This is a genomic window from Rathayibacter sp. Leaf299 (genome assembly GCF_001423055.1).
GTDB lineage: Bacteria > Actinomycetota > Actinomycetes > Actinomycetales > Microbacteriaceae > Rathayibacter > Rathayibacter caricis.
On the sequence record NZ_LMNT01000001.1, the window covers coordinates 1,492,163 to 1,518,455 of the forward strand.

The window sequence follows — 26,293 nt, forward strand, 5'->3', positions numbered from 1 at the left end:
CCCTTCGTGCTCTCCGCGAGATGCCACTCCGGAACGGGACACGCCGAGGGAGCCGTACCGAAGTGGCATCTCGGAGGAGAGGACAGCGCACGCGGCACCCCGCTAGGGTGAGCGGACAACCGAATACCGGGCCGCATACGCGACGCGGGAGAGCCGACTCCGTCGGCACCGAAGGAGCAAGCCTCCCCGCCAATCTCTCAGGTCTTGTACCGCGTCGAACTGGCCACTCTGGAAATGCGTCGCGGAGCGACGAGCCGCCTGCGCGGTGCGCTCACTCCGACGAGGCAGCCCACGGTGAAAGCGCCGCTCCGAGCGACGTGAACCTCTCAGGCATCCCGACAGAGGGGGAGTTCCCACGGCACTGCTGTGCCTCGCACCATCGACCTGTGCGGGCGCGTGCGCAGCACTGCGACGAATTGGAGAACTCATGTCCGAGATCCGAACGACCCTCCCCGCCGAGACCCCCGAGCCGCGCCGCTCCCCGCTGCACGACGTGCACGTGGCGGCGGGCGCCTCCTTCACCGACTTCGCCGGCTGGTGGATGCCGGTGCGCTACTCCGGCGACCTCGCCGAGCACCACGCGGTGCGCACCGCCGCCGGCCTCTTCGACCTCTCCCACATGGGCGAGATCCTGGTCGTCGGCCCCGAGGCGGTGGACGCCCTGGACTACGCGCTCGCGAGCGACCTGAGCGCCGTCGCCGTCGGTCGCGCCAAGTACACGCTCCTGCTGGACCGCACGGGCGGCGTCATCGACGACCTCGTCGTCTACCGCACGGGTGAGGACCGCTTCATGGTCGTCGCGAACGCCTCCAACCGGCACGTGGTCGCCGAGCAGCTGCGCGACCGCACGGCCATGTTCGACTGCGAGCTGTTCGACGAGAGCGACGACGTCGCCCTGATCGCGATCCAGGGCCCGAAGTCGCTCGAGATCCTGCAGAACGTGCAGGGACTCGCCGTCGAGACCGAGCGGGGGGCGGAGTCGGTGCTCGACACCGACGACGCCGCTCGCCTGCTCGAGGAGCTGCGCTACTACCGCGCGGTGCCCGCGACCTTCGAGGCGCATCCGATCCTCATCGCCCGCACCGGGTACACGGGAGAGGACGGCTTCGAGATCTACGTCGCCCCCGACACCGCCCCCGCCCTGTGGGAGGCGCTCGCCGAGACGGGCGCCGGAGCGGGCCTCGTGCCGGCCGGACTCGCCGCGCGCGACACGCTGCGCCTCGAGGCGGGCATGCCGCTCTACGGCCACGAGCTCTCCCGTGAGATCTTCCCCGCGCAGGCCGGCCTCGGCCGCGTCGTCGCCTTCGGCAAGCCGATCGACTTCGTCGGCCGCGCCGCCAGCGAGGAGGGCCCCGCCGGCGACGCTCCCGTGCTCGTCGGCCTCGTCGGCGAGGGCCGCCGGGCCGCCCGCGCCGACTACCCCGTCTTCTCCGAGAGCGGCGACGAGATCGGAGTCGTCACCAGCGGCGTCCTCTCGCCCACGCTCGGCGTCCCCGTGGCCATGGCCTACGTGGCCCCCGCGCAGGCGCAGCCCGGCACCGTCGTCGCCGTCGACATCCGCGGCAGCCGTCTTCCCATGACCGTCACCGCCCTCCCCTTCTACTCCAGAAAGAAGATCTGACATGGCCGTCCCCTCCGACCTGCAGTACACCTCCGATCACGAGTGGATCGCCGTCGACGGTGACGTCGCGACGGTGGGCATCACGGCCTACGCCGCCGACAAGCTGGGCGACGTCGTCTTCGTCGAGCTGCCCGACGCGGGCTCCCGCGTCGAGGGCGGCAGCGTCGTCGGCGAGATCGAGTCGACCAAGTCCGTCGGCGAGCTGTTCGCGCCGGTCGACGGCGAGGTGCTCGAGGTCAACTCCGGCGTCGTCGACAGCCCCGAGCTGGTCAACTCCGACCCGTTCGGCGAGGGCTGGCTCATCAAGGTGCGCTTCGACGCGCTGCCCGACGGCCTGCTCGACGCCGCGGCCTACGGCGAGCTGGTCGGAGAGTAGATGTCGACCCCCCGCACCCCCTCCGAGTTCGAGTCCCGCCACATCGGGACCGACGCCGACGCCCAGCGCACGATGCTGGCCGCCCTCGGCTACGACTCCGTCGACGCGCTGGTCACCGCCGCCGTCCCCGAGTCGATCCGCGTCCGCGACCTGGCCCCCGTTCTGCCGGAGCCCGCGACCGAGACCGAGGCGCTCGCCGAGCTGCGCGCCCTCGCGGCCCGCAACACCGTGCGCCGCCCGCTGATCGGCCTCGGCTACCACGGCACGCTCACGCCCGCCGTCATCAAGCGGAACGTCCTCGAGAACCCCAGCTGGTACACGGCCTACACGCCCTACCAGCCCGAGATCTCGCAGGGCCGGCTCGAGGCGCTGATCAACTTCCAGACCATGGTCTCGGACCTCACGGGTCTCGACACGGCCGGAGCCTCGATGCTCGACGAGGGCACCGCCGTCGTCGAGGCGATGCTGCTGACGCGTCGCGCCTCCAAGGCCCGCTCCGACGTCTTCGTCGTCGACTCCGACGCGCTGCCGCAGACCCTGGCGCTGCTGCGCGGGCGGGCGGAGGCGGTGGGGATCCGCGTCGTGGAGCTGCCGCTCTCGCGGACGTCCGCCGCCGAGGTCCCCGAGTGCTTCGGCGCCCTCGTGCAGTACCCAGGCGCCTCCGGCCACCTCTGGGACCCTTCCGCGGTGCTCGCCGCGGTGAAGGCCCACGGCGGCCTCGGAGTCGTCGCCGCCGACCTGCTCGCCCTCACACTCGTCCGCTCGCCGAGCGAGCTCGGGGCGGACGTCGCGGTCGGCACCTCGCAGCGCTTCGGCGTCCCGATGGGCTTCGGCGGACCGCACGCCGGCTACCTCGCCGTCCGCACGGGCCTCGAGCGCCAGCTGCCCGGCCGTCTCGTCGGAGTCAGCCAGGACGCGGACGGGCACCCCGCCTACCGCCTGTCCCTCCAGGCCCGCGAGCAGCACATCCGCCGCGAGAAGGCGACCTCGAACATCTGCACGGCGCAGGTCCTCCTGGCCGTCATGGCCGCGATGTACGCCGTCTACCACGGCCCCGACGGCCTCGCCCGGATCGCGGAGCAGGTGCACTCGCGGGCCGCTCTGCTCGCGCGGCTCCTGCTCGACCGCGGACACTCCCTCCGCCACGCCGACTTCTTCGACACCGTCTCGGTCGTCGTCCCGCAGGGCGCGGAGGCGGCGGTCGCCCGGGCACGCGAGGCGGGCTTCGACCTGCGCCTCGTCGACGCCGACACGGTGGCCGTCGCGCTCGACGAGACCGTGACGACCGCCGAGGTCGTCGCACTCGCGGTCGCGATCGGCGATCTCGACTCGGCGCACGGCTTCCTCGCCGCATCCGCGCGCTCGATCCCCGTCGCGCTCGAGCGCGCCACCCCGTTCCTCGTGCACCCGGTCTTCAACACCCACCGCAGCGAGACGTCGATGATGCGCTACCTCAAGCGCCTCGCCGACGCCGACTACGCGCTGGACCGCGGCATGATCCCGCTCGGCTCGTGCACCATGAAGCTCAACGCCGCCGCCGAGATGGAGGCGGTCAGCTGGCCCGAGTTCGCGAACCTGCACCCGTTCGCCCCCGAGGCCGACGTGCAGGGCTCGCTCGCGCTGATCGACCAGCTCGAGCGCTGGCTCGCGCACCTCACCGGCTACGACTCCGTCTCGCTGCAGCCCAACGCGGGCTCGCAGGGCGAGCTCGCGGGTCTGCTCGCGATCCGCGGCTACCACCGCGCGCAGGGCGACCTCGAGCGCACCATGTGCCTCATCCCCTCGAGCGCGCACGGCACCAACGCGGCGAGCGCGGTGCTCGCGGGCATGCGCGTCGTCGTCGTCGCGTGCGACGAGCTGGGCAACGTCGACCTCGACGACCTGCGCGCGAAGATCGCCGCGCACGCGGCGGACCTCGCGGCGCTCATGATCACGTACCCGTCGACGCACGGCGTCTACGAGCACGAGGTCTCCGAGATCTGCCGACTCGTGCACGAGGCCGGCGGGCAGGTCTACGTCGACGGGGCCAACCTCAACGCGCTGCTGGGCTTCGCGCGGTTCGGCGACTTCGGCGGAGACGTCTCGCACCTCAACCTGCACAAGACGTTCTGCATCCCGCACGGCGGTGGCGGCCCCGGAGTGGGACCCGTCGCGGCCAAGGCGCACCTCGCTCCGTTCCTGCCCGGGCACCCGCTCGCGCAGCGCCTCGAGCACGCGATCGGCCAGCACGGCGAGACCGTCGTGCACGGCGGCGTCCCGGTCTCGGCCGCGCCCTACGGCAGCCCGGGCATCCTCCCGATCTCGTGGGCCTACGCCCGGATGATGGGCGAGGACGGCCTGCGCGCTGCGACCGGCGCCGCCGTGCTCTCGGCCAACTACGTCGCCGCGCGCCTGCGCGAGCACTTCCCGGTGCTCTACACGGGCGAGAACGGCCTGGTCGCGCACGAGTGCATCCTCGACATCCGCCCGCTCACCGCGGCGACCGGAGTGACCGTGGACGACGTCGCGAAGCGCCTCGTCGACTACGGCTTCCACGCCCCCACCATGAGCTTCCCTGTCGCGGGGACGCTGATGGTCGAGCCGACCGAGAGCGAGGACCTCGCCGAGATCGACCGCTTCATCGACGCGATGATCGGCATCAAGGCCGAGGCCGACCGCGTCGGCGCGGGGGAGTGGCCGGTGGACGACAACCCGCTGCGCAACGCCCCGCACACCGCGGAGTGCCTCGTCACGGGCGAGTGGACGCACCCGTACTCGCGCGAGGAGGCGGTCTACCCCGTCCGCTCGCTCGTGCGCGGCAAGTACTGGCCGCCGGTCCGCCGCGTCGACCAGGCCTTCGGCGACCGCAATCTGGTCTGCGCTTGCCCGCCGATCGAGGCCTTCGCCTGATCGGCCGGCAGGTGCGTGTCCGCAACCGAGGCTGAAATGCGGGAGCGGGGCGTTCTGCCCGTCTTCCGCCTCGTCCACCCTCGATTGCGAACACGGACGGTCCTCCCCATGAGGTCGCCGCGGCGTGCAGTCCACGGATCGTCGCTGAACGTGCTCAGGTGAGTGCGCATCCGGCGATCGTGATGCCGTGGAACGCCTTATGCATGTCCTGGCAGGACTCGACGGAGTCGCGACGACGGCGCAGCTCGCTCGCGCCGGAGTCACGGCGCGCGATCTTCGAGCGGCGGTCGACTCCGGAGCCGTCCTTCGGCTGAGACGCGGATGGTTCGCGCTTCCCGCCGTTCCGCTCGACCAGCGCCGCGCCGTCGCAGCCGGCGGCGTTCTCAGCTGCGCTTCGGGCCTGGACGCTCGCGGCCTCTGGGTGCTCGAGACGGGCCGACTGCACGTCGCCGTCCCGCCCCACTCCTCAGAGCGCCGAGCAGGCGACGGCACGGTGCTGCATTGGCGCGCGTGGGAGGGATGCGGTCCTGAGACGTCGTCGCTCGACGGCCTCCGCTCCTCCCTGCTCCATCTGCTCGCCTGCGTCGACGGCGAGAACGCCCTCATGACGTTCGACAGCGCCGTGAACTCGGGCGCGATCGCGCTCGATGATCTCCTCGCACTGCGCGGTCTCGCGCCCACCGGCAAGCAGTGGGTGTTCGACGAGGTGGACCCCTTGTCCCAGTCCGGTCTGGAGACGAGGGTGCGCCGATGCGGTCGCCGGTTGGGCGTCCGCGTGAGGTCGCAGGTGCCGATCCCCCGGGTGGGGCGGGTCGACGTCCTTCTGGGGGAGCGGCTCGTGTTCGAGCCCGATGGCCGCGCATTCCACTCCGGCTCCCACCAGATCGAGGAGGACTACCGGCGGAGCCTCGAGCTGGCGGCTCAGGGGTACCTCTGCATCCGGCTCTCGACCCGTCAGATCATCGCCTCGTGGGAGCGGACCGAAACCGTCATCAGGGGTCTCGTCCAGCGCAAGGAGCACCTCTGGACCAGTCGGCGGCACGGAGAGCGTCGGTAACCGAGGTCGATCGGCGGCGGAAGCCGGTCAGACCCTGCCTCCGACGCTCTGAACCTCGGTTGCATACGGGCTCCAGCTAGGAAGCGGGCTCCGGTGCCGCGAACAGCTCCGGCCAGAGCGCCACCGCCAGCGGATACCCCACGAACGACACGATGTCGATGATCGAGTGCGCGATCACGAGCGGCAGCGTCCGCCCGAACCGCTGGTAGAACAGCCCGAAGACCACGCCCATGATCACGTTGCCGATGAACGGCCCGATGCCCTGGTACAGGTGGTAGCTGCCCCGGAGCAGCGCGCTGGCGAACAGGATCCGCCACCGCCCCCAGCCGAGGTCGCCCAGCCGGGCGAAGAGGTAGCCGACCACGATCACCTCCTCCTGGATCCCCGCGCGGATCGCCGAGAGGACCAGCACGGGCACGGTCCACCAGTACGCGTCCAGCGGCGAGGCGACGACCGCCACCGTCACGCCCAGAGCTCGACCCAGGGCGTAGAGCGCGATCCCCGGGGCGCCGATCGCGATCGCGAGCACGGTCCCGGTGCCGAGATCGCGCAGAGGGTGCCGCAGATCCAGTCCCAGCCGCCCCAGCGGCCGTCCGGTGCTCTGCCAGAGCAGGAATGCGCAGAGCGCCACCGGCACCAGGTCGAAGAACAGCGCGAGCAGCTGGTAGACCAGATCGAACGCGGGGCGGTCGCTGAGCGCTCCGTTCAGCGTCGCCGTCTGCTCCGACAGCGCGACGTCTCGGGTGAGACGGTTGGTGATCGACACGACGGAGTAGATCGCGGAGGCGCCGAGCGAGAGCCCCAGGACGAGCAGGATCTCGATCCCGATCCGCCCTCGTGGCTGCATGGATCCTGTCAGCGCGGTGGACACTGCGTGGGCCTCCTCTGAATCGATGCATTGCGTGGGGACGGTCCATCACGCAGGTTTCGTGCGGAAAGGCGCAAGGATTCCACCTCCCGGTTACCGCTGTGTAACGGTTTCCACATGCTTTTGTGCAGATAGCGAGCCGATACATAGTCTCGTCGATGGCACTAGCGCGGGGGCCAACAGTCTCCCGTGCGCCGACGCCGTCGCTACGCGCGCGGCCACCACAGCATCCGGGAAATCACTTCCCGTGCGCCCTCACACCACTGGAGGAATAGTGAAAATCAGACGTTTCGGCCTCGGAGCTCTGGCGCTCGTCGCCGCGAGCACCCTGGTCCTCGCCGGCTGCAGCAGCTCGAACGACGACGGCGGGGGAGATGCGGCCGGAGACTCCGCCGCGATCATCCTCACCAACGGCTCCGAGCCGCAGAACCCGCTGGTCCCGACCAACACCAACGAGGTGGGCGGCGGCAAGATCCTCGACGAGATCTTCGCCGGTCTCTACTACTACGACGCCGAGGGCGCGGCGCAGCCCGACCTGGCCGAGTCGGTCGAGTCGGACGACGCGCAGAACTACACCATCACGATCGAGTCGGGCCGCACCTTCACCAACGGTGAGGAGATCACGGCCCAGTCGTTCGTCGACGCCTGGAACTACGGCGCGAAGTACTCCAACGAGCAGCTCCAGAGCTACTTCTTCGAGGACATCGAGGGCTTCAGCTACGACGAGGACACCGAGCTGACCGGCCTGAAGGTCGTCGACGACACGACGTTCACCGTCGCGCTCACGGCTCCCAAGTCGGACTTCCCGCAGCGTCTGGGCTACTCGGCCTACTACCCGCTGCCCAGCGTCGCCTACGACGACATGGACGCCTTCGGTGAGAACCCGATCGGCAACGGCCCGTACATGCTCGACGGCGAGGGCGCGTGGCAGCACGACGTCCAGATCGACCTGGTCGTGAACCCCGACTACGACGGACCCCGCGTCCCGGTCAACGGCGGCATCACCATCACGTTCTACGCGACCCAGGACGCGTCGTACGCCGACCTGCTCGCCGGCAACGTCGACGTGATCGACCAGATCCCGGACTCCGCGTTCGGCACCTTCGAGAGCGACCTCGGCGACCGCGCGGTCAACCAGGCCTCCGCCGTCTTCCAGTCCTTCACGATCCCGGAGCGCCTCGAGCACTTCAGCGGTGAAGAGGGCAAGCTGCGCCGCCAGGCCATCTCGATGGCCTTCGACCGCGAGCAGATCACCGACGTCATCTTCGAGGGCACCCGCACCCCCGCCTCCGACTTCACCTCCCCGGTGATCGACGGCTGGAGCGACTCCCTCGAGGGCGCCGAGGTGCTCGAGTACAACCCCGACGAGGCGAAGAAGCTGTGGGCCGAGGCCGACGCGATCTCCCCGTGGACGGGCACCTTCTCGATCGCCTACAACGCCGACGGCGGCCACCAGGGCTGGGTCGACGCCGTGTCGAACGCGGTCAAGAACACGCTCGGCATCGACGCGGTGGGCGAGGCCTACCCGACTTTCGCCGAGGCGCGCACCAAGATCGTCGACCGTTCGATCGAGACCGCGTTCCGCACCGGATGGCAGGCCGACTACCCGGGTCTGTACAACTTCCTGGGCCCGCTGTACGCGACCAACGCCTCGTCGAACGACGGTGACTACTCGAACCCCGAGTTCGACCAGCTCCTGGCCGACGGCTCGGCCGAGACCGACCTCGCGACCGCGAACGAGGACTACCAGAAGGCTCAGGAGGTCCTGCTCCAGGACCTGCCCTCGATCCCGCTCTGGTACGCCAACGTGACCGGTGGCTACAGCGAGACCGTCTCCGACGTAGAGTTCGGGTGGAACTCGGTTCCGCTGTTCTACCAGATCACCAAGAGCTGACATCAGACACGACGGGCGCTTCGCCCGTGGGGACGGCACGACCGTTCCCACGGGCGGAGCGCCTTGTTCGGTCACGATCGAATGAGGTCCACCATGCGACACCGGAACAGGCAGGGCTGACGTGCTCGCCTACATCGTCCGACGCATCCTGCAAGCCGTCCCCGTCCTGATCGGGACGACCTTCCTGATCTACTTCATGGTCTTCGCCATGCCGGGGAACCCCCTCCTCGCCCTCTTCGGCGACAAGACCCCGAACGCCGCGCTCCTCGCGCGCCTCGAGGAGCAGTACCACCTGAACGAGCCGTTCATCGTGCAGTACCTCTACTACCTCGGCGGCGTCGTCCGCGGCGACTTCGGCATCTCCTTCTCCGGGCAGTCGGTGAACGACATCCTCGCCCGCACGTTCCCGGTCACGCTCACCCTCGCCATGATGGCGATCATCATCGAGATCGTCGTCGCTCTCACGATCGGCCTGATCAGCGGACTGCGGAAGGGCTCGTTCTTCGACGCCAGCGCGCTCGTCGTCAGCCTCCTGCTCGTGTCGGTGCCGATCTTCGTCCTGTGCTTCATCGCGCAGTCCTTCTTCGCCGTGCAGCTGGGCTGGTTCTCGCCCACGGTCGGCGGGTCGCCGACGTTCGAGCGGCTCCTGCTGCCCGCCATCGTGCTCGCGCTCTTCGTGGTCGCCTCCGCGATCCGCCTCACGCGCGGCTCGGTCATCGAGACCGCCGGCTCCGACTTCGTCCGCACCGCCTACAGCAAGGGCCTCTCGCGCAAGCGCGTCGTGCCCGTGCACATCCTGCGCAACTCGCTGATCCCGGTGACGACCCAGTTCGGCGCCGACTTCGGCCTGCTGATCGTCGGCGCGACGGTCACCGAGGGCATCTTCAACGTTCCCGGAGTCGGGAACACGCTCTACCAGGCGATCATCCGAGGGGAGCGGCCGACCGTCGTCTCCTTCGTCACGGTCATGGTGCTGTTCTACCTCGTGGTGAACATCCTCGTCGACCTGCTCTACGCCGTACTCGACCCGAGGATCCGCTATGCCAAATGAGATGAACCGCGACGCCCCCCGTCGCATCGATCACTTCGTGGCACCGCTCGAGGAGACGCCGATCGCCTCGGTCGACGCCGTCTCGCTCGACGAGAAGCCCAGCAACCTGTGGACCGACGCCTGGCAGGACCTGCGCCGCCGACCGATGTTCTGGATCTCGGGCGCGATGATCGTGCTGATCGTCGCGGTCGCGCTGCTCCCCACCCTCTTCACCTCCGTCGACCCGCGGGCGTGCGACCTCGGCTTCAGCAACCAGGGCCCCGGCGACGGCAGCGTCCTGGGCTTCACGAAGCAGGGCTGCGACGTCTACGCCCGGATCATCCACGGCACGTCGACCTCGCTCACGGTGGGCCTCATCGTCATCCTGATCACCACGATCACGGGTGTCATCGGAGGAGCCCTCGCCGGCTTCTTCGGCGGCTGGGTCGACACCGTCATCATGCGCGCGGGCGACATCTTCTTCTCGATCCCCTACATCCTCGCCGCCGTCGTGATCATGTCGGTCTTCTCGGCGCACCGGAACGTGTTCGTCATCGCCCTGGCGATCGGCGCGTTCGCGTGGCCGACCACGGCTCGCGTCCTCCGCTCCGAGGTGCTGCGGGTGAAGCAGTCGGACTTCGTCGGGGCCGCGACCGCCACGGGCCTGTCCCGCATGGCGATCCTGTTCCGTCACGTCATGCCCAACTCCATCGCCCCCGTCATCGTCGTCACGACGATCTCGCTCGGTGCGGCCATCACCGCGGAGGCGACCCTGTCGTTCCTCGGCGTCGGCCTCCCCGGCTCCGTGATGTCGTGGGGCAACGACATCAGCCAGGCCCAGCGCGACCTGCGGACCAACCCGCAGACGCTGATCTACCCGTCCGCCGCGCTGACCATCACCGTGCTGAGCTTCATCCTCATGGGCGAGGCCCTGCGCGACGCGCTCGACCCGAAGGCGAGGGCCCTCCGATGACCGACTCGACCACTCCGAAGGGGCCCCTGCTCCAGGTCACCGACCTCGAGGTCGGCTTCCAGACCGGCAGCGGCCTGGTGCCCGCCCTGCGCGGCGTCAGCCTCACGATCGAGCACGGCCAGACCGTCGCCATCGTGGGGGAGTCGGGCTCGGGCAAGTCGACGACCGCCGCGGCGATCATCGGCCTGCTCCCCGGCTCCGGCAAGGTGACCGGCGGCTCCGTGCTCTTCGACGGGAAGGACCTCGCGAAGGCGACCCGGCCCGAGCTCGAGGACATCCGCGGCCGCCGCATCGGCTACGTCCCGCAGGATCCGATGTCGAACCTGAACCCGGTCTGGTCGGTCGGCTTCCAGGTCGAGGAGACCATCCGCGCGAACGGTCTCGCGACCGGCCGCAAGGAGGTGCGCGCCAAGGCGATCGAGGTGCTGCAGAACGCCGGCCTCGCCGACGCCGAGAAGCGCCTGAAGCAGTTCCCGCACCAGTTCTCCGGAGGCATGCGCCAGCGCGTGCTGATCGGCATCGGCCTGGCCGCGGCCCCGCAGCTCCTCATCGCCGACGAGCCGACCTCGGCCCTCGACGTGACGGTGCAGCGCCGGATCCTCGACCACCTCGAGACGCTGACGAAGACCGACGGAACCGCGCTGCTCTTCATCACGCACGACCTGGGCCTCGCCGCCGAGCGCGCCGAGAAGCTCATCGTGATGTACAAGGGCCGCATCGTCGAGTCCGGCGCCTCGGTGGAGGTGCTGCAGAACCCGCAGCACCCCTACACGCAGCGCCTGATCGCCGCGGCTCCGAGCCTCGCGTCGCGCCGCATCCAGTCGACGGCCGGAGCCGCGAAGGAGTCGGTGCCCGGCGAGTCCGCCGCCGTCGCCGAGGTCGACCTCGTCCGCGCGGCGGGCACCCACGCGGGAGCCCCCACGACGACGAAGCCGATGATCGAGATCGAGAACCTCACCAAGGTGTTCAAGATCCGCCGCGGCGGGCTGAAGGCCGAGGACTTCACGGCCGTCGACGACGTCTCGTTCTCGATCCCGAAGGGCACCACCACCGCCCTCGTCGGGGAGTCGGGCTCGGGCAAGTCGACGATCGCGCGCCTCGTGCTCGGCCTCGAGACGGCCACCAAGGGGGCCATCTCGATCGACGGTCGCCGCACCGAGAAGCTCCGCGGCAAGGAGATGCTCGCGCTGCGCCGCTCGATGCAGCCGGTGTTCCAGGATCCGTACGGCTCGCTCGACCCGCTGCACAACATCGGCAACACGATCTCGGAGCCCCTCCGGGTGCACAAGGTCGGCGATCGCGCCTCGCAGCGCGAGCGCGTCTTCGAGCTGCTCGACCAGGTGTCGCTCCCGCGCGTCATCGCTGGCCGCTACCCGAACGAGCTCTCCGGCGGGCAGCGCCAGCGCGTCGCCATCGCGCGGGCGCTGGCGCTCAAGCCCGAGATCGTCGTGCTCGACGAGGCCGTCTCGGCGCTCGACGTGCTCGTGCAGGCGCAGATCCTCCGCCTGCTCGCCGATCTGCAGGCCGAGCTCGGGCTGACCTACCTGTTCATCACGCACGACCTCGCCGTGGTCCGCGTCATCGCGGACGACGTCTGCGTGATGCAGAAGGGCCGCATCGTCGAGCACGCGCCGACCGACACGGTGTTCGACTCGCCGAAGCAGCAGTACACCCGCGAGCTGCTCGAGGCGATCCCCGGCGCCGGGATCGAGTTCGCGGTCTGATCCACCGCCGCGAGGGCCCCGTTCCACGCCCGAGAATCCCGCTTCCCGCGGGGCGATCGGGCCGGATCGGGGCCCTCCGTCGTTCCGGAGCGCGCCTGCGGTACGATGGAGGGTCCCCCTTACTGCACGAGAACACGAGACGAGTCCGTTCACATGGCAAGTGCCACCCGCTCCGACCTGCGCAACGTCGCGATCGTCGCCCACGTCGACCATGGCAAGACCACTCTGGTCGACGCCATGCTCAAGCAGACGAACTCCTTCGATGCGCACGCCCACGTGGACGAGCGCGCGATGGACTCGAACGAGCTCGAGCGCGAGAAGGGCATCACGATCCTCGCGAAGAACACCGCGGTCTCGTACCGCGGCAAGCACGCGACCGAGGGCCCCATCACGATCAACGTGATCGACACCCCGGGCCACGCCGACTTCGGTGGCGAGGTCGAGCGCGGCCTCTCGATGGTGGACGGCGTGTGCCTCCTCGTCGACGCGTCCGAGGGCCCCCTCCCGCAGACCCGCTTCGTGCTCCGCAAGGCGCTCGAGGCCAAGCTGCCCGTGATCCTCCTGGTCAACAAGACCGACCGTCCGGATGCGCGCATCGACGAGGTCGTCGCCGAGAGCCAGGACCTCCTCCTCGGCCTCGCCTCCGACATGGCGGACGACGTCCCCGACCTCGACCTCGACGCGATCCTCGACGTGCCCGTCGTCTACGCCTCCGGCAAGGCGGGCCGCGCGTCCTCCAACAAGCCCGAGAACGGCACGCTGCCCGACGCCGAGGATCTCGAGCCGCTCTTCGAGGCGATCCTCAAGCACATCCCCGCGCCGACCTTCGACGACGAGGCGCCCCTCCAGGCTCACGTCACGAACCTCGACGCCTCGCCGTTCCTCGGCCGCCTCGCGCTGCTGCGCGTCTTCAACGGCAACATCAAGAAGGGCCAGACCGTCGCCTGGGTGCACCACGACGGCACGCACACCAACGCCCGCATCACCGAGCTCCTGATCACGAAGGCGCTCGACCGCTACCCGGCCGAGTCCGCCGGCCCCGGCGACATCGTCGCAATCGCGGGCTTCCCCGAGATCACCATCGGCGAGACGATCGCCGACCCGGAGGACATCCGCCCGCTGCCGGCCATCACGGTCGACGACCCGGCGATCTCGATGACCATCGGCACCAACACCTCGCCGCTCGTCGGCAAGGTCAAGGGCCACAAGCTCACCGCGCGCATGGTCAAGGACCGCCTCGACCGCGAGCTCATCGGAAACGTGTCGCTCAAGGTCCTCGACATCGGCCGCCCCGACTCGTGGGAGGTCCAGGGCCGAGGCGAGCTCGCGCTGGCGATCCTCGTCGAGCAGATGCGCCGCGAGGGCTTCGAGCTCACCGTCGGCAAGCCCCAGGTGGTCACCCGCCAGGTCGACGGCAAGACGCACGAGCCGTTCGAGCACCTGACCATCGACGCTCCGGAGGAGTACCTCGGCGCGATCACGCAGCTCCTCGCCGCGCGCAAGGGCCGCATGGAGAACATGGCGAACCACGGCACCGGCTGGGTCCGCATGGAGTTCATCGTCCCCTCGCGCGGTCTGATCGGCTTCCGCACCGAGTTCCTCACCACCACGCGCGGCACCGGCATCGCGAACGCCATCCTGCACGGCTACGAGCCGTGGGCGGGCGCCATCGTCACCCGCAACAACGGCTCGATCGTCGCCGACCGCACCGGTGTCGTCACTCCGTTCGCGATCATCGCGCTCCAGGAGCGCATGACCTTCTTCGTGAACCCCACGGAGGAGGTCTACGAGGGCATGGTCATCGGCGAGAACTCGCGCAACGACGACATGGACGTGAACATCACCAAGGAGAAGAAGCTGACCAACATGCGTCAGTCCACCTCCGACACGTTCGAGTCGATGACGCCCTCGCGCCAGCTGACGCTCGAGGAGTGCCTCGAGTTCGCCCGCGAGGACGAGTGCGTCGAGGTCACCCCCGAGATCGTCCGCATCCGCAAGGTCGAGCTCGACGCGAACGCGCGCGCCCGCCAGACCAGCCGTCTGAAGAAGCAGGGCTGATCCCGCCGGGCGCCCCGCGCGCCCGCTCGGCTCGAGACCGGTCGGAGGTCGCCTCCGGCCGGTCTTCTGCTTTTCCCTCCTGCTGGTCGAGTAGCCGCTTCGCGGCGTATCGAGACCCACCTCGCCCAGCGCGGCGGATCTCGATGCGGCCGCTCCGCGCCCTACTCGATCGACACGCAGGCGACTCTCCTGCTGGTCGAGTAGCCGCTTCGCGGCGTATCGAGACCCACGTGCTCCAGGAGCCCCGGATCTCGATACGGCCGTTTCGCGGCCTACTCGATCAGCAGGGAGGGGCGCCCCCTCAGCTCAGCCGAACAGCCCCGACCCCACGAAGTCGCCCTCGCCACGCACCCCGGGCGGCACCGCGAACAGCGCCGACCCCACGTGCTTGATGTACTCGTTCAGCGCATCGTCCGCGAGCGAGCGCTGCACCGTGATGAACTGCTCCGGCGACCGCTGGAACGACAGGAAGAACAGCCCCGCGTTCAGGCGCCCGAGCTCGTCGTTCCCGTCGACGAAGTTGTATCCGCGGCGCAGCAGCCGCGCGCCGTTGTTGACCGACGGATGCGCGAGCCGCACGTGCGACGCCCGGTCGACGAGCGGCGCCCCGGTCGCTCCGGTCGCCGTGAAGTCCGGCTCGGCGAACTCGTCCCCGCCCGAGAGCGGCGCGCCCGAGCCCTTGCTCCGCCCGATCACCCGCTCCTGCTCGCCGAGCTGGCTCCGGTCCCAGGTCTCGATGATCATGCGGACCTTGCGGGCCACGAGGTAGCTGCCGCCCACGAGCCAGTCGGGACCGTCCGACTCCTGCACCCAGACGTGCTCCTGGACCGCGTCCGTCTCCTCCGACTTCACGTTGGCCGTGCCGTCCTTGAAGCCGAAGAGGTTGCGCGGAGTGGCCTGCGCCGTCGACGTCGACGACGTCCGCCCGAAGCCGAGCTGGGACCAGCGGAGCGACGCCCGGCCGAAGGCGATGCGGCTGAGGTTGCGGATCGCGTGCACCGCGACCTGCGGGTCGTTCGCGCAGGCCTGGATGCACAGGTCGCCTCCGCTCGCCGCCGGCACGAGGGCGTCGCCGCGGAAGCGGGGGAGCGTCTCGAGTGCGGGCGGACGACGGGCCGCGAGCCCGAAGCGGTCGGCACCGTCCGCGTCGGTGAACACGCCGGGGCCGAAGCCGAAGGTGATCGTCAGCGCCGCGGCGTCGAGCCCGAGCGCCTCGCCCGTGTCGTCCGGAGGCGCGGTGTCGGGTCCGCCGACCGCGCCCTCCTCGCTGACGTCGAGTCCGCGCGTCAGTCGCGACGCGGCGAGCGTCCAGTCCTGCAGCAGCTCGATCAGGTCCTCGCGCGTGGTGCCCGACGCGAGATCGAAGGAGGCGAAGTGCAGCCGGTCCTGCGCCGCGGTCGTGATCCCGGCCTGGTTCGCGCCGAAGAACGGCACCGTGTTCGAGGCGCCGGAGGCGTTCGCGGTCGTCGCGGAGGCGACCGCGACGGTCCCGCCGACGCCCGCGGCGATCCCCGCGGTTCCGGCCGAGACGAGGCCGAGCAGCCCGCGCCGCGAGAGGCGGCGGGGCTGCTCGACGGGGGCGGCGGAGTCGGGGGAGACGTCCGCCGCGGTGTCCTGCTGGTCGTCGTCCATCTACTCCGCGGGCTCCTCGACGCCGAGCACCGTGTGGGTGAGCTGCGACAGCGGCTCCGAGAGGGCGTTCACCTGGTCCGAGAGCTCCTTCTTCTGCTCATCGGTCACCGAGGAGTAGGGCGCGAAGCCCGCGTCGATCGAGCCGTACTGCGCGAGCAGCGCGTCCAGAGCGGTGAACTGCTCCGTGATGTCGGCGGTCAGGGCGGCGCCCTCGTCGCCCGAGGCTGTCGCGATCGGCTCGACGTTGCCGAAGGCGACCTCCGCACCCTGGACGTTGGCGGCGAAGTCCATCAGGTCGGTTCCCGACCACCAGTCCTCCTCGCCGGTGATCTTGCCCGCGGCGACCTCGTCGAGCAGGCCGATGGCGCCGTTCGAGATGTCACCGACCGAGACGGTGAAGTCGTCGGCGTTCACGAGGTCGTAGAGGCTCTGCACGTCGTCCACGAGCCCCTGGCCGAACTCGGCGCGCTGCTCCGGGGTCGACGGCGCCCAGTCGAGGTAGGCGCTCGTGCCGTCGGAGTTGAGCGCGTCCTGCGCCGGGACCCAGAGGTCCTTCTCGATGCGGTGGAAGCCGGTCCAGTCCAGGCCCTCGGCGACGGCGTCGACCTCGCGGTAGTCGATCTTCGGGTCGAGGTCGCCGAACGCCTCCGCGGTGGGCTCGATGCGCTCGTAGAAGACGCGTGTCGACGCGAAGAGGCCGCGCGCCGTCTCGTCGTCGCCGGCCACGTAGGCGTCGCTGAAAGCCTGCACAGCGGGGAGGAGCTCGCCAGCCTGCGACTTCACGTAGGCGACGTAGTTGGTCACGGCCGCCTCCGTCGCCGCCTTCTCGTCCGCGGACTGCTCGGTGGCCTCACCGGTGACGGTGAACTCGGACAGGCCGATGGGAGCGCCGACCTGCTGGAACTTGCAGGCCGTGTAGTACGTGCCGGGCTCGAGCTGGGCGACGTAGGACACGGTCTGCCCGGGCGTCACGTTCTCCTTCTCGCCGACGATCCGCAGCTTGTCGTCCGCGAGGATCTCGAACTCGTTGACGTCCGTGCCCTCGTTCGCGAGCGAGAAGGTCACCGCTCCGGCCGAGGCGGTCGCGGCCGAGACGTCGCAGGCCTCGTCGCTGATGGCGACGTCGAGCGCCGCCGAGGAGGAGGCGGCCGAGTTCGGCACGCAGCCGGAGAGCGCGAACGCGAGGACGCCGGCACCGGCGAGGCCGGAGACGAGGCGGGGGAGCGGGGAACGGCGGGGGACTGCGCGCGAGGGCATGGTTCTCCTGGAGTAGGGGGTGGAACCGGCGGTGCCGGGATCAGACGGAGGTGTGAGCGGGAGTCGCGACCGGGGCCGCGCTGCCCCGACGCGGCCGGCGGAGCCGGACCTGGCGGACGAAGAGGGCGCCGACGACGACGAGGTACGCGAGCCAGGCGGTGAACTGCAGCGCGGTCGGCTCCGGCGTGTAGTTGAAGAGCCCACCGAGGATCGCGGAGATCGGTGCCGGCAGCACCGCACCGAGGCTGAACAGCGGGGCGCCCCAGCCGGGCAGGAGCGACGCCTCCTGCAGGTCTCCGACGCCGTACGAGAGCACGCCCGCCGCGACCACGATCAGGAAGCCGCCCGTCCAGGTGAAGAACCGGCCGAGATCGATCCGGACGAAGCCGCGGAAGATCAGGTACGCGATGACGACCGCCGAGAGTATGCCCAGGAGGGCGCCGATCGTGCCGGTCCAGGCCTCCGCCCCGGAGGAGGCGCTGCTCGAGGAGACGCTGGCCCAGACGAACAGGGCGGTCTCGATCCCCTCGCGGCCGACGCTCACGAAGCCGAGCACGACGATCCCGAGGGCGGATCCGCCGACGGCGGCGTCGAGCCGCGACTCCAGCTCGCCCTTGAGGCTCCGGGCGTTCGCCCCCATCCAGAAGATCATCCAGGTGACGAGGCCGACGGCCAGGATCGACAGCCCGCCGCCGAGCAGCTCCTGCGCCTGGAACGACAGCCCGTACGGACCCCAGGTGAGGATCGCCCCGGTCACGAGCGAGATCGCGACGGCCGCGGCGATGCCGGTCCACAGGCGTGGCAGCACGTCGCGGCGCCCGAGCTTCGTCAGGTACGCGACGAGGATGCCGACCACGAGGCCGGCTTCGAGGCCTTCGCGGAGGCCGATGAGGTAATTTGCGAGCACGCGTGTTCTCTCGGTCGATCGCGGGAGGGGCGGGACGACCCCCGCCCCGGGCCTCATCCTTCGGTAAGCCTTGCCTTACCGGAGTCGACTGTAGTGCGCCGCCCGAGCGCCTGTCCAGAAGCGCGCCGGGTGCGCATCCGCGTGCCGGACGGAAGGTGGAGTGTGGACGCGAGCCCAGCTGGAGTGCACGAGAGGGTCGTCGCGGTCCACGCGCACCCCGACGACGAGACCCTCACCATGGGCGGCACCCTCGCCCGCCTCGTCGCGCAGGGAGCGGCGGTCACCGTCGTCACCGCCACGCGCGGCGAGTGCGGAGAGGTGATCCCCGAGGACCTCGCGGCGCTCGAGGGCTCCGACGAGCTCGCCTCGCACCGCACGACCGAGCTCGTCGTGGCGCTGACGGCCCTCGGAGTCGCGGATCACCGCTTCCTCGGGGCCGAGAACGCCCGCGCGCGCGGCGCCGCACCGCGCGTCTACCGCGACTCCGGCATGCAGTGGGGCTCCGGCCGCGTGCCGGTCCCGCTCGAGCCCGTGCATCCCGCAGCCTTCACGGCCGCTCCGGAGGAGGAGGAGATCGCCGATCTCGTCGCCGTCCTCCAGCAGACCCGCGCGGGCGTCGTGCTGTCCTACGACGCGGGGGGCGGCTACGGCCACCCCGATCACGTGCGTGCGGCGAGCGTCGCGCGCCGAGCCGCCGAGCTGCTCGGGATCCGCTACCTCGCGGTCCTGCCCGAGGGGACGCCTCCCGAGGACGGCGACGTCGTCATCGAGCTCGGCGACGAGGACTACGCCCGCAAGCGCGCCGCACTGCAGGCGCACGCCACACAGATCCTGGTGGAGGGCGAGTCGGCCCGGCTCTCCAGCGGCCCGGCCTTCCCCGTCGGCCGCGTGGAGCGCTTCCGTCCGGCGCCCGCTCTCGCCGCGTCGCCGGACGCGCCCGTTCCGGAGGAACGGCCCGACCTCCGCTTCCGCGTCGTCTCGGGCGTGCTCTCGGTGCTCGTCGGCGCCGTCGTCGGAGCGATCACCACCATCGCCCACCAGAGCACCGTCGTCGTCGGCGACGCGGTCCTGCCGCTCGGGCTGGTGGCGTCGCTCGCCGCGGTGCTCCTCCTCCTCCTGGGGCTCCGCCTCGTGATGATCGACCGCTTCGTCGCGTTCTGCGCGGCGATGGGGCTCCTCGGGGTCATCGGCCTCCTGGCGCTGCGCAGTGCGGGAGGGTCGGTGCTGGTCCCCGCGAACGGCCTCGGCGTCGTGTGGACCTTCGCCCCCGGCCTGATCGCGCTGGTCGCGATCGCCTGGCCGCGCCTGCGCCCGACGCCCCCGCCGGTCCCCGCACGCGCGACGGAGCCTGCGGGACTCGACGCCCCGTCGCTCCGCGTACGATAGAAGCCTCTGTTCGAAGGGACGCCACGACCGTGACCTACGTGATCGCACTTCCGTGCGTCGATGTCAAAGACCGCGCCTGCATCGACGAATGCCCGGTCGACTGCATCTACGAAGGCGAGCGCTCGCTCTACATCCACCCCGACGAGTGCGTCGACTGCGGTGCCTGCGAGCCGGTCTGCCCCGTCGAGGCGATCTACTACGAGGACGACCTCCCCGAGGAGTGGTCCGACTACTACAAGGCGAACGTCGAGTTCTTCGACGAGATCGGCTCCCCGGGCGGAGCCGCCAAGATCGGCGTGATCGCGAAGGACCACCCGGTCATCGCGGTGCTGCCGCCCCAGGGCCACTGAGCGGCCCTCCGGTGGCGCTCGGAGCCCTGCCCGACTACCCCTGGGACCTGATGGGTCCCGCGACGGCGCTCGCGTCCTCGCATCCCGACGGCATCGTCGATCTCTCGATCGGCTCGCCCGTCGATCCCACGCCCGCCCTCATCCGCGAGGCGCTCGCGCGGGCGACGGACGCGCACTCCTACCCGACGACGGTCGGCACGCCCGCCCTGCGCGAGGCGATCGCCGCCTGGTTCGCCCGCCGTCGCGGAGTCCCGGGCATCGGCGTCGACGAGGTCCTGCCCACCATCGGCTCGAAGGAGCTCGTCGCCTGGCTCCCCTTCCTGCTCGGCCTCGGCGAGGGCGACGTGGTGGTCCACCCCCGCGCCGCCTACCCGACCTACGCGATGGGCGCGGCGATCGCCGGCGCCTCCGTGCTCGCCTCGGACGATCCGGCCGAGTGGCCCGACTCCACCCGCCTCGTCTGGCTGAACTCGCCGGGAAACCCCGACGGCGCGGTGCTCGACGTGCCGGCACTGACGCGCGCGGTGGAGCGGGCTCGCGAGCTGGGCGCCGTCATCGCCGGAGACGAGTGCTACGCCGAGCTCGGCTGGGAGGGCCGCTGGGCCGACGAGCCGATCCCGAGCATCCTCGACCCCCGGGTGGTCGGAGCGAGCCGCGAGGGAGTCCTGGGCGTCTACTCGCTCAGCAAGCAGTCGAACCTCGCCGGCTACCGTGCCGCGTTCGTCGCGGGCGACCCGTCGCTCATCGCGCGCCTCGTGACCGTCCGCAAGCACGCCGGCATGATCGTGCCGGGCCCGCTCCAGGAGGCGATGATCACCGCCCTGGGCGACGACGCGCACGTGGCGGAGCAGAAGGAGCGCTACCGAGCGCGCCGCGACCGGCTGCGTCCCGCCCTCGAGTCCGCCGGCTTCCGCATCGACCGCAGCGAGGCGGGCCTCTACCTCTGGGCCACCGAGGGGCGGCCCGCGTGGGAGTCGATCGAGCGGCTCGCGCGGATCGGCGTGCTCGCCGGACCCGGCGTCTTCTACGGCGACCACTTCACCGAGCACGTGCGCCTGTCGCTGACGGCGACCGACGAGCGGATCGACGCGGCCGCGTCCCGGCTGTCCGCAGGCCTCTCCTAGCGACGGCCGTCGGCCGCTTCTGTCGCAGTCCCACAACCCGCGCCGGGGACCACTGGCCGGTGCAGCAGGTCCCCTGCTGTGCGCTTAGGCTGTAGGAGGTTCGGTCGATGTCGCCACACAACGGCGCCGGCTGCACCGCCCACACACCCGGCGCCGCCCGCTCCGTGCGAGCGCGCTGCCGGGAGCGACCGTGACGACCTGGGAGGCGTTGTGACCGAATCCGGCACGCAGAGCGACGGAACCGCGACGGTGGAGGCACCGGAGCCCGCCACGGAGAGCGCGCCGGCTGCGGCCGAGGCCGAGCCCCAGAAGGTCACGCTCACCTTCGGCGATCGCACCGCCGAGTTCCCGATCCTCCGCAGCGTCGACGGCGCCTCGAGCATCGACTTCTCGACCCTGACGAAGCAGACCGGCTTCATGTCGCTCGACTACGGCTTCGTGAACACCGCGGCGACCAAGTCGCAGATCACCTACATCGACGGCGACAAGGGCGTCCTGCGCTACCGCGGGTATCCGATCGAGGAGGTCGCGACGAACGCGACATACCTCGAGGTCGCGTGGCTCCTCATCTACGGCGAGCTGCCCACCGCCGACGAGCTCGCCGGCTTCGACGAGCGCATCCGCCGTCACACGCTGCTCCACGAGGATCTCAAGCGCTTCTTCGACGCGCTCCCGCACAGCGCCCACCCCATGTCGGTGCTCTCGGCCGGAGTCTCGGCGCTCTCGACCTACTACGAGGACAGCTCGAACCCGAAGGATCCGGAGGCGGTCGAGCTCACCACGATCCGTCTGCTCGCGAAGCTGCCCGTCATGGCGGCCTACGCGCACAAGAAGAGCATCGGGCAGGCCTTCCTCTACCCCGACAACTCGCTGAGCTTCGTCGACAACTTCCTCCGCCTCAACTTCGGCACCATGGCCGAGAAGTACGACGTCGACCCTGTGCTCTCCAAGGCCCTCGACCGCCTGCTGATCCTGCACGAGGACCACGAGCAGAACGCCTCCACGTCGACGGTGCGCCTGGTCGGCTCGACCGAGGCCAACCTCTACGCCTCCGTCTCCGCCGGCATCAACGCGCTCTTCGGCCCGCTGCACGGCGGCGCGAACGAGGCGGTCCTGACGATGCTCGGCCGCATCCGCGAATCGGGCGAGAGCGTCCAGACCTTCGTCGAGCGGGTGAAGAACAAGGAGGAGGGCGTGCGCCTGATGGGCTTCGGCCACCGGGTGTACAAGAACTACGACCCGCGCGCCAAGCTCGTCAAGGAGAGCGCCTCCGAGGTGCTGCAGGCGCTCGGAGTGAAGGATCCGCTGCTCGACATCGCGATGGAGCTCGAGGCCCTCGCGCTCGAGGACGACTACTTCAAGGAGCGCCGCCTCTACCCGAACGTCGACTTCTACACCGGCGTCATCTACAAGGCGATGGGCTTCCCGACGCGGATGTTCACCGTGCTCTTCGCGATCGGACGCCTGCCCGGCTGGATCGCCCACTGGCGCGAGATGAATATCGACAAGCAGACCAAGATCGGCCGCCCCCAGCAGCTCTACATGGGCGCTCCCGAACGCCACTGGCCCACCGGCAGCTGACCCGCCGCCCCGATGCCGCCTCCGCACCCGCGGAGGCGGCATCGTCCGTCTCCCCCTCGCGGAGGCGGCATCGTCCGTCTCCCGCCTGCTGGTCGAGTAGCCCGCTCGCGGGCGTATCGAGACCCCCCGCAGCCCGCTCTCAGGCGTGCAGCGCCGTGTTCAGCTCGATCCCCGCACCGGTGCGGGCGAGCACCTCCACCGCTCCCGTCAGCGAGTTGCGGCGGAACAGCAGATTCGGCACCCCCGACAGCTCGACGGCCTTCACCGTCTGCGGGCGGCCGTCGGCGCGCGGCGCCCCGCCCACGACGACGACCTTCGTCCCCGCGGTGACGTAGAGCCCCGCCTCGACGACCGAGTCGTCGCCGATCGAGATCCCGATTCCCGAGTTCGCACCGAGCAGTGCGCGCGCCCCGATCGACACGCGCTGCGTCCCTCCGCCCGAGAGCGTGCCCATGATCGAGGCGCCGCCGCCGATGTCCGAGCCGTCGCCGACGACGACGCCCTGCGAGATGCGCCCCTCGACCATCGAGCTGCCGAGTGTTCCCGCGTTGAAGTTCACGAAGCCCTCGTGCATGACCGTCGTCCCGGGAGCGAGGTGCGCACCCAGGCGCACGCGGGACGTGTCGGCGATCCGGACCTTCGCCGGAGTGACGTAGTCGGTCAGCCGCGGGAACTTGTCGATGCCGGCCGCCTGGATCCCGTGGCGGCGGAGCGAGGGACGGAGCCGGGTGAACGCGTCCGGAGAGACCGGGCCCGCGTTCGTCCAGACGACGTTCGCCAGGTGGGCGAAGATCCCGTCGAGGTTGATCGTGTTGGGCTGCACCAGCAGGTGCGACAGCAGGTGCAGGCGGAGGTAGGCGTCCGACGTCGAGGCCGGGGGCGCCTGCAGGTCGATCTGCAGCGTGACCACGTCGATCCGGACCTCGCGCCGCGCGTCCTCGCCCGCGAGCGCCTCGAACTCCGCGGGGACGATCCACGGGTCCCGTCCGGCGGGGATCGTGCCCAGGCGCGGCTCCGGGAACCAGGTGTCGAGGACGGTGCCGTCCGAGGCGATGGTGGCGAGCCCGTAGCCCCAGGCGGAGGCGGGCGCGGAGGAGTCTGAGGAGTGCTCGGGGGTCATGGCACCCAGGGTAGCGCGCGGCATCCGGCCGCTACCCTGGGTGCCATGGCCGCTCCGACCCCCGCCGCTCCGCCCGTCGCGCCCGTGGATCTGCGCTCCGATCCGATCGCGCTGACCCGGGTGCTGTGCGACATCCCGTCGGTCTCCGGGTCGGAGTCGGCACTGGCCGACGCCATCGAGTCCGCCCTGTCCGGCTTCCCGCACCTCGAGGTCGTGCGCGACGGCGACACGGTGGTCGCACGGACCCTTCTCGGGCGTGCTCAGCGGGTCGTCATCGCCGGCCACCTCGACACCGTCCCGATCAACGACAACCTGCCCGTCGTCGACGAGACGATCGGCGGAGTCGACCACCTCGTCGGCCGCGGAACCGTCGACATGAAGGCCGGAGTCGCGGTCCAGCTCGTGCTCGCGGCCGAGCTGACCGAGCCCGCTGTCGACATCACCTGGATGTGGTACGACAACGAGGAGGTCGCGTCCGACCTCAACGGGCTCGGCCGCCTCTCCCGGAACCGCCCGGATCTCTTCACCGCCGACTTCGCCGTCCTCGGCGAGCCCACGAGCAGCGAGGTCGAGGGAGGCTGCAACGGCACGCTCCGCGTCGACGTCGTCACGCGAGGGCGGCGGGCGCACTCGGCGCGCAGCTGGGTCGGCGAGAACGCGATCCACGCCGCCGCGCCGATCCTCGAGCGCCTCGCCGCCTACGAACCGCGCGTCGTCGAGGTCGACGGCCTTCTCTACCGCGAGGGCGTCAACGCGGTCCGGATCTCCGGAGGCGTCGCCGGCAACGTGATCCCCGACCTCTGCACGGTGCACGTCAACTACCGGTTCGCCCCGAGCCGCACCGGGGCGGAGGCCGTCCAGCACCTCCGCGAGCTCTTCGACGGCTTCGAGGTCGAGGTCGTCGACCTGGCGGAGGGGGCGCGTCCCGGCCTCGACGCTCCGCTCGCGCAGGCCTTCCTCGCCGCGGTCGACGCCGAGGCCAAGCCGAAGTACGGCTGGACGGACGTCGCGCGCTTCTCGGCGCTCGGCGTCCCCGCGGTGAACTACGGACCGGGCGACCCGCTGAAGGCGCACGCCGACGACGAGCGCGTCGCCGTGCACGAGATCACGGCGTGCGCCGAGGGCCTCCGCCGCTGGTTGAGCACCCCCGCGTGAGCGCCGTCGCCCCGGTGCTGAGCACCCGCCGCCGGGCCCGCCTCCGACTCGTGCCCTGGTGGGCGCGGGTGCTGGGCGTCTTCGTGCTGACCCGAGTCGTGACCACGACGATCCTCCTGCAGTTCGCCGCGAACCAGGCCGCGAACGCCTGGACCGGCCCGTCGCCCTCCTACTCCGCCTTCGCCAGCCTCTGGGACGGCCGCTGGTACGAGATCATCGCGACGGCCGGCTACCCCTCCGTGCTCCCCGTCACCGCGGAGGGCGAGATCGGAGAGAACGCCTGGGCGTTCATGCCGCTCTACCCGGCCGTGGTGCGACTGCTCATGCTGGTGACGGGCCTGGGCTGGGGGAGTGCCGCGGTCACCGTCTCGGTGATCTGCGGAGCGGTCGCGTGCCTGGTCCTGTACCGCCTCCTGCGCCACTCGCTGAGCGAGAGCCAGTCGCTCATCGCCGTGCTGCTCTTCTGCGTGGCGCCGACGTCGCCCCTGCTGCAGCTGGCGTACGCCGAGTCGGCGGCCATGATGCTGACCGCGATCGTGCTCCTCCTGCTCGTCCGCCGCCGCTTCGCGCTCGTGTTCCCCGTCGTCCTGCTGCTCGGCCTCACCCGGCCCAGCGGTCTCGCGTTCGCGGCGGCGATGGGCCTCTACGTCCTCGTCCGCCTCCTCCGCCGCTCCCGTGAGCCCTTCGAGCGCGCGGAGTGGCTCCCGACCGTGGCGCTGACCGTGTGGGGGCTCGTCGTCGGCTTCCTCTGGCCGGCCGCGGCCTGGGCCGTCACCGGCTCGGTGACCGCGTACACCGACACCGAGCTGGCCTGGCGCTCGTCCTACATCGGCTATCAGGAGCTGCTCCCGTTCACCTCCTGGTTCCAGGGTGGCGCCTGGTGGGGGCAGTGGTGGTTCGAGTCGCCCGCGGTCGGGATCGTGCTCGTGGTGCTGCTGGTCGTCGCCTTCGCGGGGATCATGGCAGCGCCGTGGACGCGGAGGCTCGACCTGTTCAGCCGCGCGTGGATCGCCGGGTACGCCGTCTACCTCTTCGCGTTCTTCTTCCCCCAGTCGAGCACCTTCCGGCTGCTCGGCCCGCTGTTCCCGCTCGTGGGCGCACTGGCCGTGCCCCGCTCGCCGCTCTTCCGGGTCGTCCTGGTGCTGCTCGGGATCGGCGGGCAGATCCTCTGGATCTCGGCCTGCTGGGCCGTGGACGGCTACGACTGGACGCCCCCGTGATCGACCCCGCGCGGGCGTGCCGGAGAGCGCGATTTCTCGAAGACCGCGGATGCACGATAATAGGGGGATAC

20 protein-coding genes, 1 pseudogene and 1 riboswitch are annotated in these 26,293 nt (G+C 70.7%); of the genes and pseudogenes, 16 read left to right on the forward strand and 5 right to left on the reverse strand.

Going from position 1 to position 26,293, the window contains the following annotated elements:
• The first annotated feature begins 135 nt into the window (after positions 1 to 135).
• Positions 136 to 222, forward strand: a riboswitch (glycine riboswitch).
• 205 nt (positions 223 to 427) lie between these two features.
• From gcvT to ASF48_RS07150, 5 genes and pseudogenes are all read left to right on the forward strand, one after another.
• Complete coding sequence (gene gcvT / locus ASF48_RS07130; RefSeq protein ID WP_055788472.1) at positions 428 to 1,621, forward strand: glycine cleavage system aminomethyltransferase GcvT; 1,194 nt, start codon at positions 428 to 430, stop codon at positions 1,619 to 1,621.
• 1 nt (position 1,622) lies between these two features.
• A complete protein-coding gene (gcvH, locus tag ASF48_RS07135; RefSeq protein ID WP_055788475.1) occupies positions 1,623 to 1,997 on the forward strand; it encodes a glycine cleavage system protein GcvH in 375 nt (124 codons plus the stop codon).
• Positions 1,998 to 4,886: an aminomethyl-transferring glycine dehydrogenase gene (gene gcvP / locus ASF48_RS07140; RefSeq protein ID WP_055788479.1), complete on the forward strand. Its 2,889-nt coding sequence runs from the start codon at positions 1,998 to 2,000 to the stop codon at positions 4,884 to 4,886.
• A 199-nt stretch (positions 4,887 to 5,085) separates the two neighbouring features.
• A pseudogene (locus tag ASF48_RS20100) lies at positions 5,086 to 5,163 on the forward strand (hypothetical protein); the annotation flags it as partial.
• Positions 5,164 to 5,379: 216 nt separating this feature from the next.
• Entirely contained in the window at positions 5,380 to 5,943 is a 564-nt protein-coding gene (locus ASF48_RS07150) for an endonuclease domain-containing protein (RefSeq protein ID WP_055788485.1), read from the forward strand.
• 76 nt (positions 5,944 to 6,019) lie between these two features.
• On the opposite strand, the gene ASF48_RS07155 is transcribed toward ASF48_RS07150, so the two are convergent.
• The gene (locus tag ASF48_RS07155; RefSeq protein WP_077221949.1) at positions 6,020 to 6,790 is read right to left on the reverse strand and encodes a CPBP family intramembrane glutamic endopeptidase; all 771 of its coding nucleotides are present in this window, start codon (positions 6,788 to 6,790) and stop codon (positions 6,020 to 6,022) included.
• Between the two features lie 295 nt (positions 6,791 to 7,085).
• Here ASF48_RS07155 and ASF48_RS07160 point away from each other — a divergent pair, with 295 nt between their 5' ends.
• The 5 genes from ASF48_RS07160 (at position 7,086) to typA (ending at position 14,490) form a co-directional block, all read left to right on the forward strand.
• Positions 7,086 to 8,705 carry a peptide ABC transporter substrate-binding protein gene (locus tag ASF48_RS07160; RefSeq protein WP_055788491.1) on the forward strand — a complete coding sequence of 540 codons (1,620 nt, stop codon included), beginning with the start codon at positions 7,086 to 7,088 and terminating at the stop codon, positions 8,703 to 8,705.
• Positions 8,706 to 8,826: 121 nt separating this feature from the next.
• Entirely contained in the window at positions 8,827 to 9,756 is a 930-nt protein-coding gene (locus ASF48_RS07165; protein ID WP_055788494.1) for an ABC transporter permease, read from the forward strand.
• Positions 9,746 to 10,708 carry an ABC transporter permease gene (locus ASF48_RS07170; protein WP_055788497.1) on the forward strand — a complete coding sequence of 321 codons (963 nt, stop codon included), beginning with the start codon at positions 9,746 to 9,748 and terminating at the stop codon, positions 10,706 to 10,708. The genes ASF48_RS07165 and ASF48_RS07170 overlap by 11 nt, the downstream gene beginning before the upstream one ends.
• Positions 10,705 to 12,432, forward strand: coding sequence for a dipeptide ABC transporter ATP-binding protein (locus ASF48_RS07175; RefSeq protein WP_055788501.1), 1,728 nt, complete (start codon positions 10,705 to 10,707; stop codon positions 12,430 to 12,432). The genes ASF48_RS07170 and ASF48_RS07175 overlap by 4 nt, the downstream gene beginning before the upstream one ends.
• A gap of 153 nt (positions 12,433 to 12,585) precedes the next feature.
• A complete protein-coding gene (gene typA / locus ASF48_RS07180; RefSeq protein ID WP_055788504.1) occupies positions 12,586 to 14,490 on the forward strand; it encodes a translational GTPase TypA in 1,905 nt (634 codons plus the stop codon).
• Between the two features lie 306 nt (positions 14,491 to 14,796).
• Here typA and efeB read toward each other — a convergent pair whose 3' ends face one another.
• Genes efeB through efeU form a run of 3 tightly spaced genes read right to left on the reverse strand, consistent with a single transcriptional unit; the run spans position 14,797 to position 18,286 of the window.
• Complete coding sequence (efeB, locus tag ASF48_RS07185; protein ID WP_055788507.1) at positions 14,797 to 16,122, reverse strand: iron uptake transporter deferrochelatase/peroxidase subunit; 1,326 nt, start codon at positions 16,120 to 16,122, stop codon at positions 14,797 to 14,799.
• Positions 16,123 to 17,379, reverse strand: coding sequence for an iron uptake system protein EfeO (efeO, locus tag ASF48_RS07190; protein WP_055788510.1), 1,257 nt, complete (start codon positions 17,377 to 17,379; stop codon positions 16,123 to 16,125).
• 40 nt (positions 17,380 to 17,419) lie between these two features.
• Positions 17,420 to 18,286 (reverse strand): iron uptake transporter permease EfeU, encoded by an 867-nt coding sequence (gene efeU, locus ASF48_RS07195; protein WP_055788513.1) that lies wholly within the window; start codon positions 18,284 to 18,286, stop codon positions 17,420 to 17,422.
• 183 nt (positions 18,287 to 18,469) lie between these two features.
• Between efeU and ASF48_RS07200 the strand changes: the two genes are divergently transcribed.
• The 4 genes from ASF48_RS07200 to ASF48_RS07215 all read left to right on the forward strand — a co-directional run bounded on the left by ASF48_RS07200 (position 18,470) and on the right by ASF48_RS07215 (position 22,727).
• Positions 18,470 to 19,672: a PIG-L family deacetylase gene (locus ASF48_RS07200; protein WP_055788517.1), complete on the forward strand. Its 1,203-nt coding sequence runs from the start codon at positions 18,470 to 18,472 to the stop codon at positions 19,670 to 19,672.
• 29 nt (positions 19,673 to 19,701) lie between these two features.
• Positions 19,702 to 20,022, forward strand: coding sequence for a ferredoxin (gene fdxA / locus ASF48_RS07205; protein ID WP_055788519.1), 321 nt, complete (start codon positions 19,702 to 19,704; stop codon positions 20,020 to 20,022).
• Positions 20,023 to 20,033: 11 nt separating this feature from the next.
• Positions 20,034 to 21,146, forward strand: a complete 1,113-nt coding sequence (gene dapC / locus ASF48_RS07210; RefSeq protein ID WP_055788522.1) for a succinyldiaminopimelate transaminase — start codon at positions 20,034 to 20,036, stop codon at positions 21,144 to 21,146.
• A 249-nt stretch (positions 21,147 to 21,395) separates the two neighbouring features.
• Positions 21,396 to 22,727: a citrate synthase gene (locus ASF48_RS07215; RefSeq protein ID WP_082481113.1), complete on the forward strand. Its 1,332-nt coding sequence runs from the start codon at positions 21,396 to 21,398 to the stop codon at positions 22,725 to 22,727.
• 139 nt (positions 22,728 to 22,866) lie between these two features.
• Here the strand turns inward: ASF48_RS07215 and dapD are convergent, their stop codons facing one another.
• On the reverse strand, positions 22,867 to 23,847 hold the full coding sequence (dapD, locus tag ASF48_RS07220) for a 2,3,4,5-tetrahydropyridine-2,6-dicarboxylate N-succinyltransferase (RefSeq protein WP_055788525.1): 981 nt from the start codon (positions 23,845 to 23,847) through the stop codon (positions 22,867 to 22,869).
• A gap of 45 nt (positions 23,848 to 23,892) precedes the next feature.
• Between dapD and dapE the strand changes: the two genes are divergently transcribed.
• Together dapE and ASF48_RS07230 are read left to right on the forward strand one after the other, a co-directional pair.
• On the forward strand, positions 23,893 to 25,002 hold the full coding sequence (gene dapE / locus ASF48_RS07225; RefSeq protein WP_055788527.1) for a succinyl-diaminopimelate desuccinylase: 1,110 nt from the start codon (positions 23,893 to 23,895) through the stop codon (positions 25,000 to 25,002).
• Complete coding sequence (locus ASF48_RS07230) at positions 24,999 to 26,222, forward strand: hypothetical protein (protein WP_235577190.1); 1,224 nt, start codon at positions 24,999 to 25,001, stop codon at positions 26,220 to 26,222. Before dapE ends, ASF48_RS07230 begins: the two co-directional genes overlap by 4 nt.
• The last annotated feature ends 71 nt before the right edge of the window (positions 26,223 to 26,293 follow it).

Coding starts and splice junctions, on each gene's coding strand:
- gcvT (WP_055788472.1), top strand. CDS start 428: ATGTCCGAGATCCGAACGACCCTCCCCGCCGAGACCCCCGAGCCGCGC.
- gcvH (WP_055788475.1), top strand. CDS start 1,623: ATGGCCGTCCCCTCCGACCTGCAGTACACCTCCGATCACGAGTGGATC.
- gcvP (WP_055788479.1), top strand. CDS start 1,998: ATGTCGACCCCCCGCACCCCCTCCGAGTTCGAGTCCCGCCACATCGGG.
- ASF48_RS07155 (WP_077221949.1), bottom strand. CDS start 6,790: ATGCAGCCACGAGGGCGGATCGGGATCGAGATCCTGCTCGTCCTGGGG.
- ASF48_RS07170 (WP_055788497.1), top strand. CDS start 9,746: ATGCCAAATGAGATGAACCGCGACGCCCCCCGTCGCATCGATCACTTC.
- ASF48_RS07175 (WP_055788501.1), top strand. CDS start 10,705: ATGACCGACTCGACCACTCCGAAGGGGCCCCTGCTCCAGGTCACCGAC.
- typA (WP_055788504.1), top strand. CDS start 12,586: ATGGCAAGTGCCACCCGCTCCGACCTGCGCAACGTCGCGATCGTCGCC.
- efeB (WP_055788507.1), bottom strand. CDS start 16,122: ATGGACGACGACCAGCAGGACACCGCGGCGGACGTCTCCCCCGACTCC.
- efeO (WP_055788510.1), bottom strand. CDS start 17,379: ATGCCCTCGCGCGCAGTCCCCCGCCGTTCCCCGCTCCCCCGCCTCGTC.
- dapD (WP_055788525.1), bottom strand. CDS start 23,847: ATGACCCCCGAGCACTCCTCAGACTCCTCCGCGCCCGCCTCCGCCTGG.
- dapE (WP_055788527.1), top strand. CDS start 23,893: ATGGCCGCTCCGACCCCCGCCGCTCCGCCCGTCGCGCCCGTGGATCTG.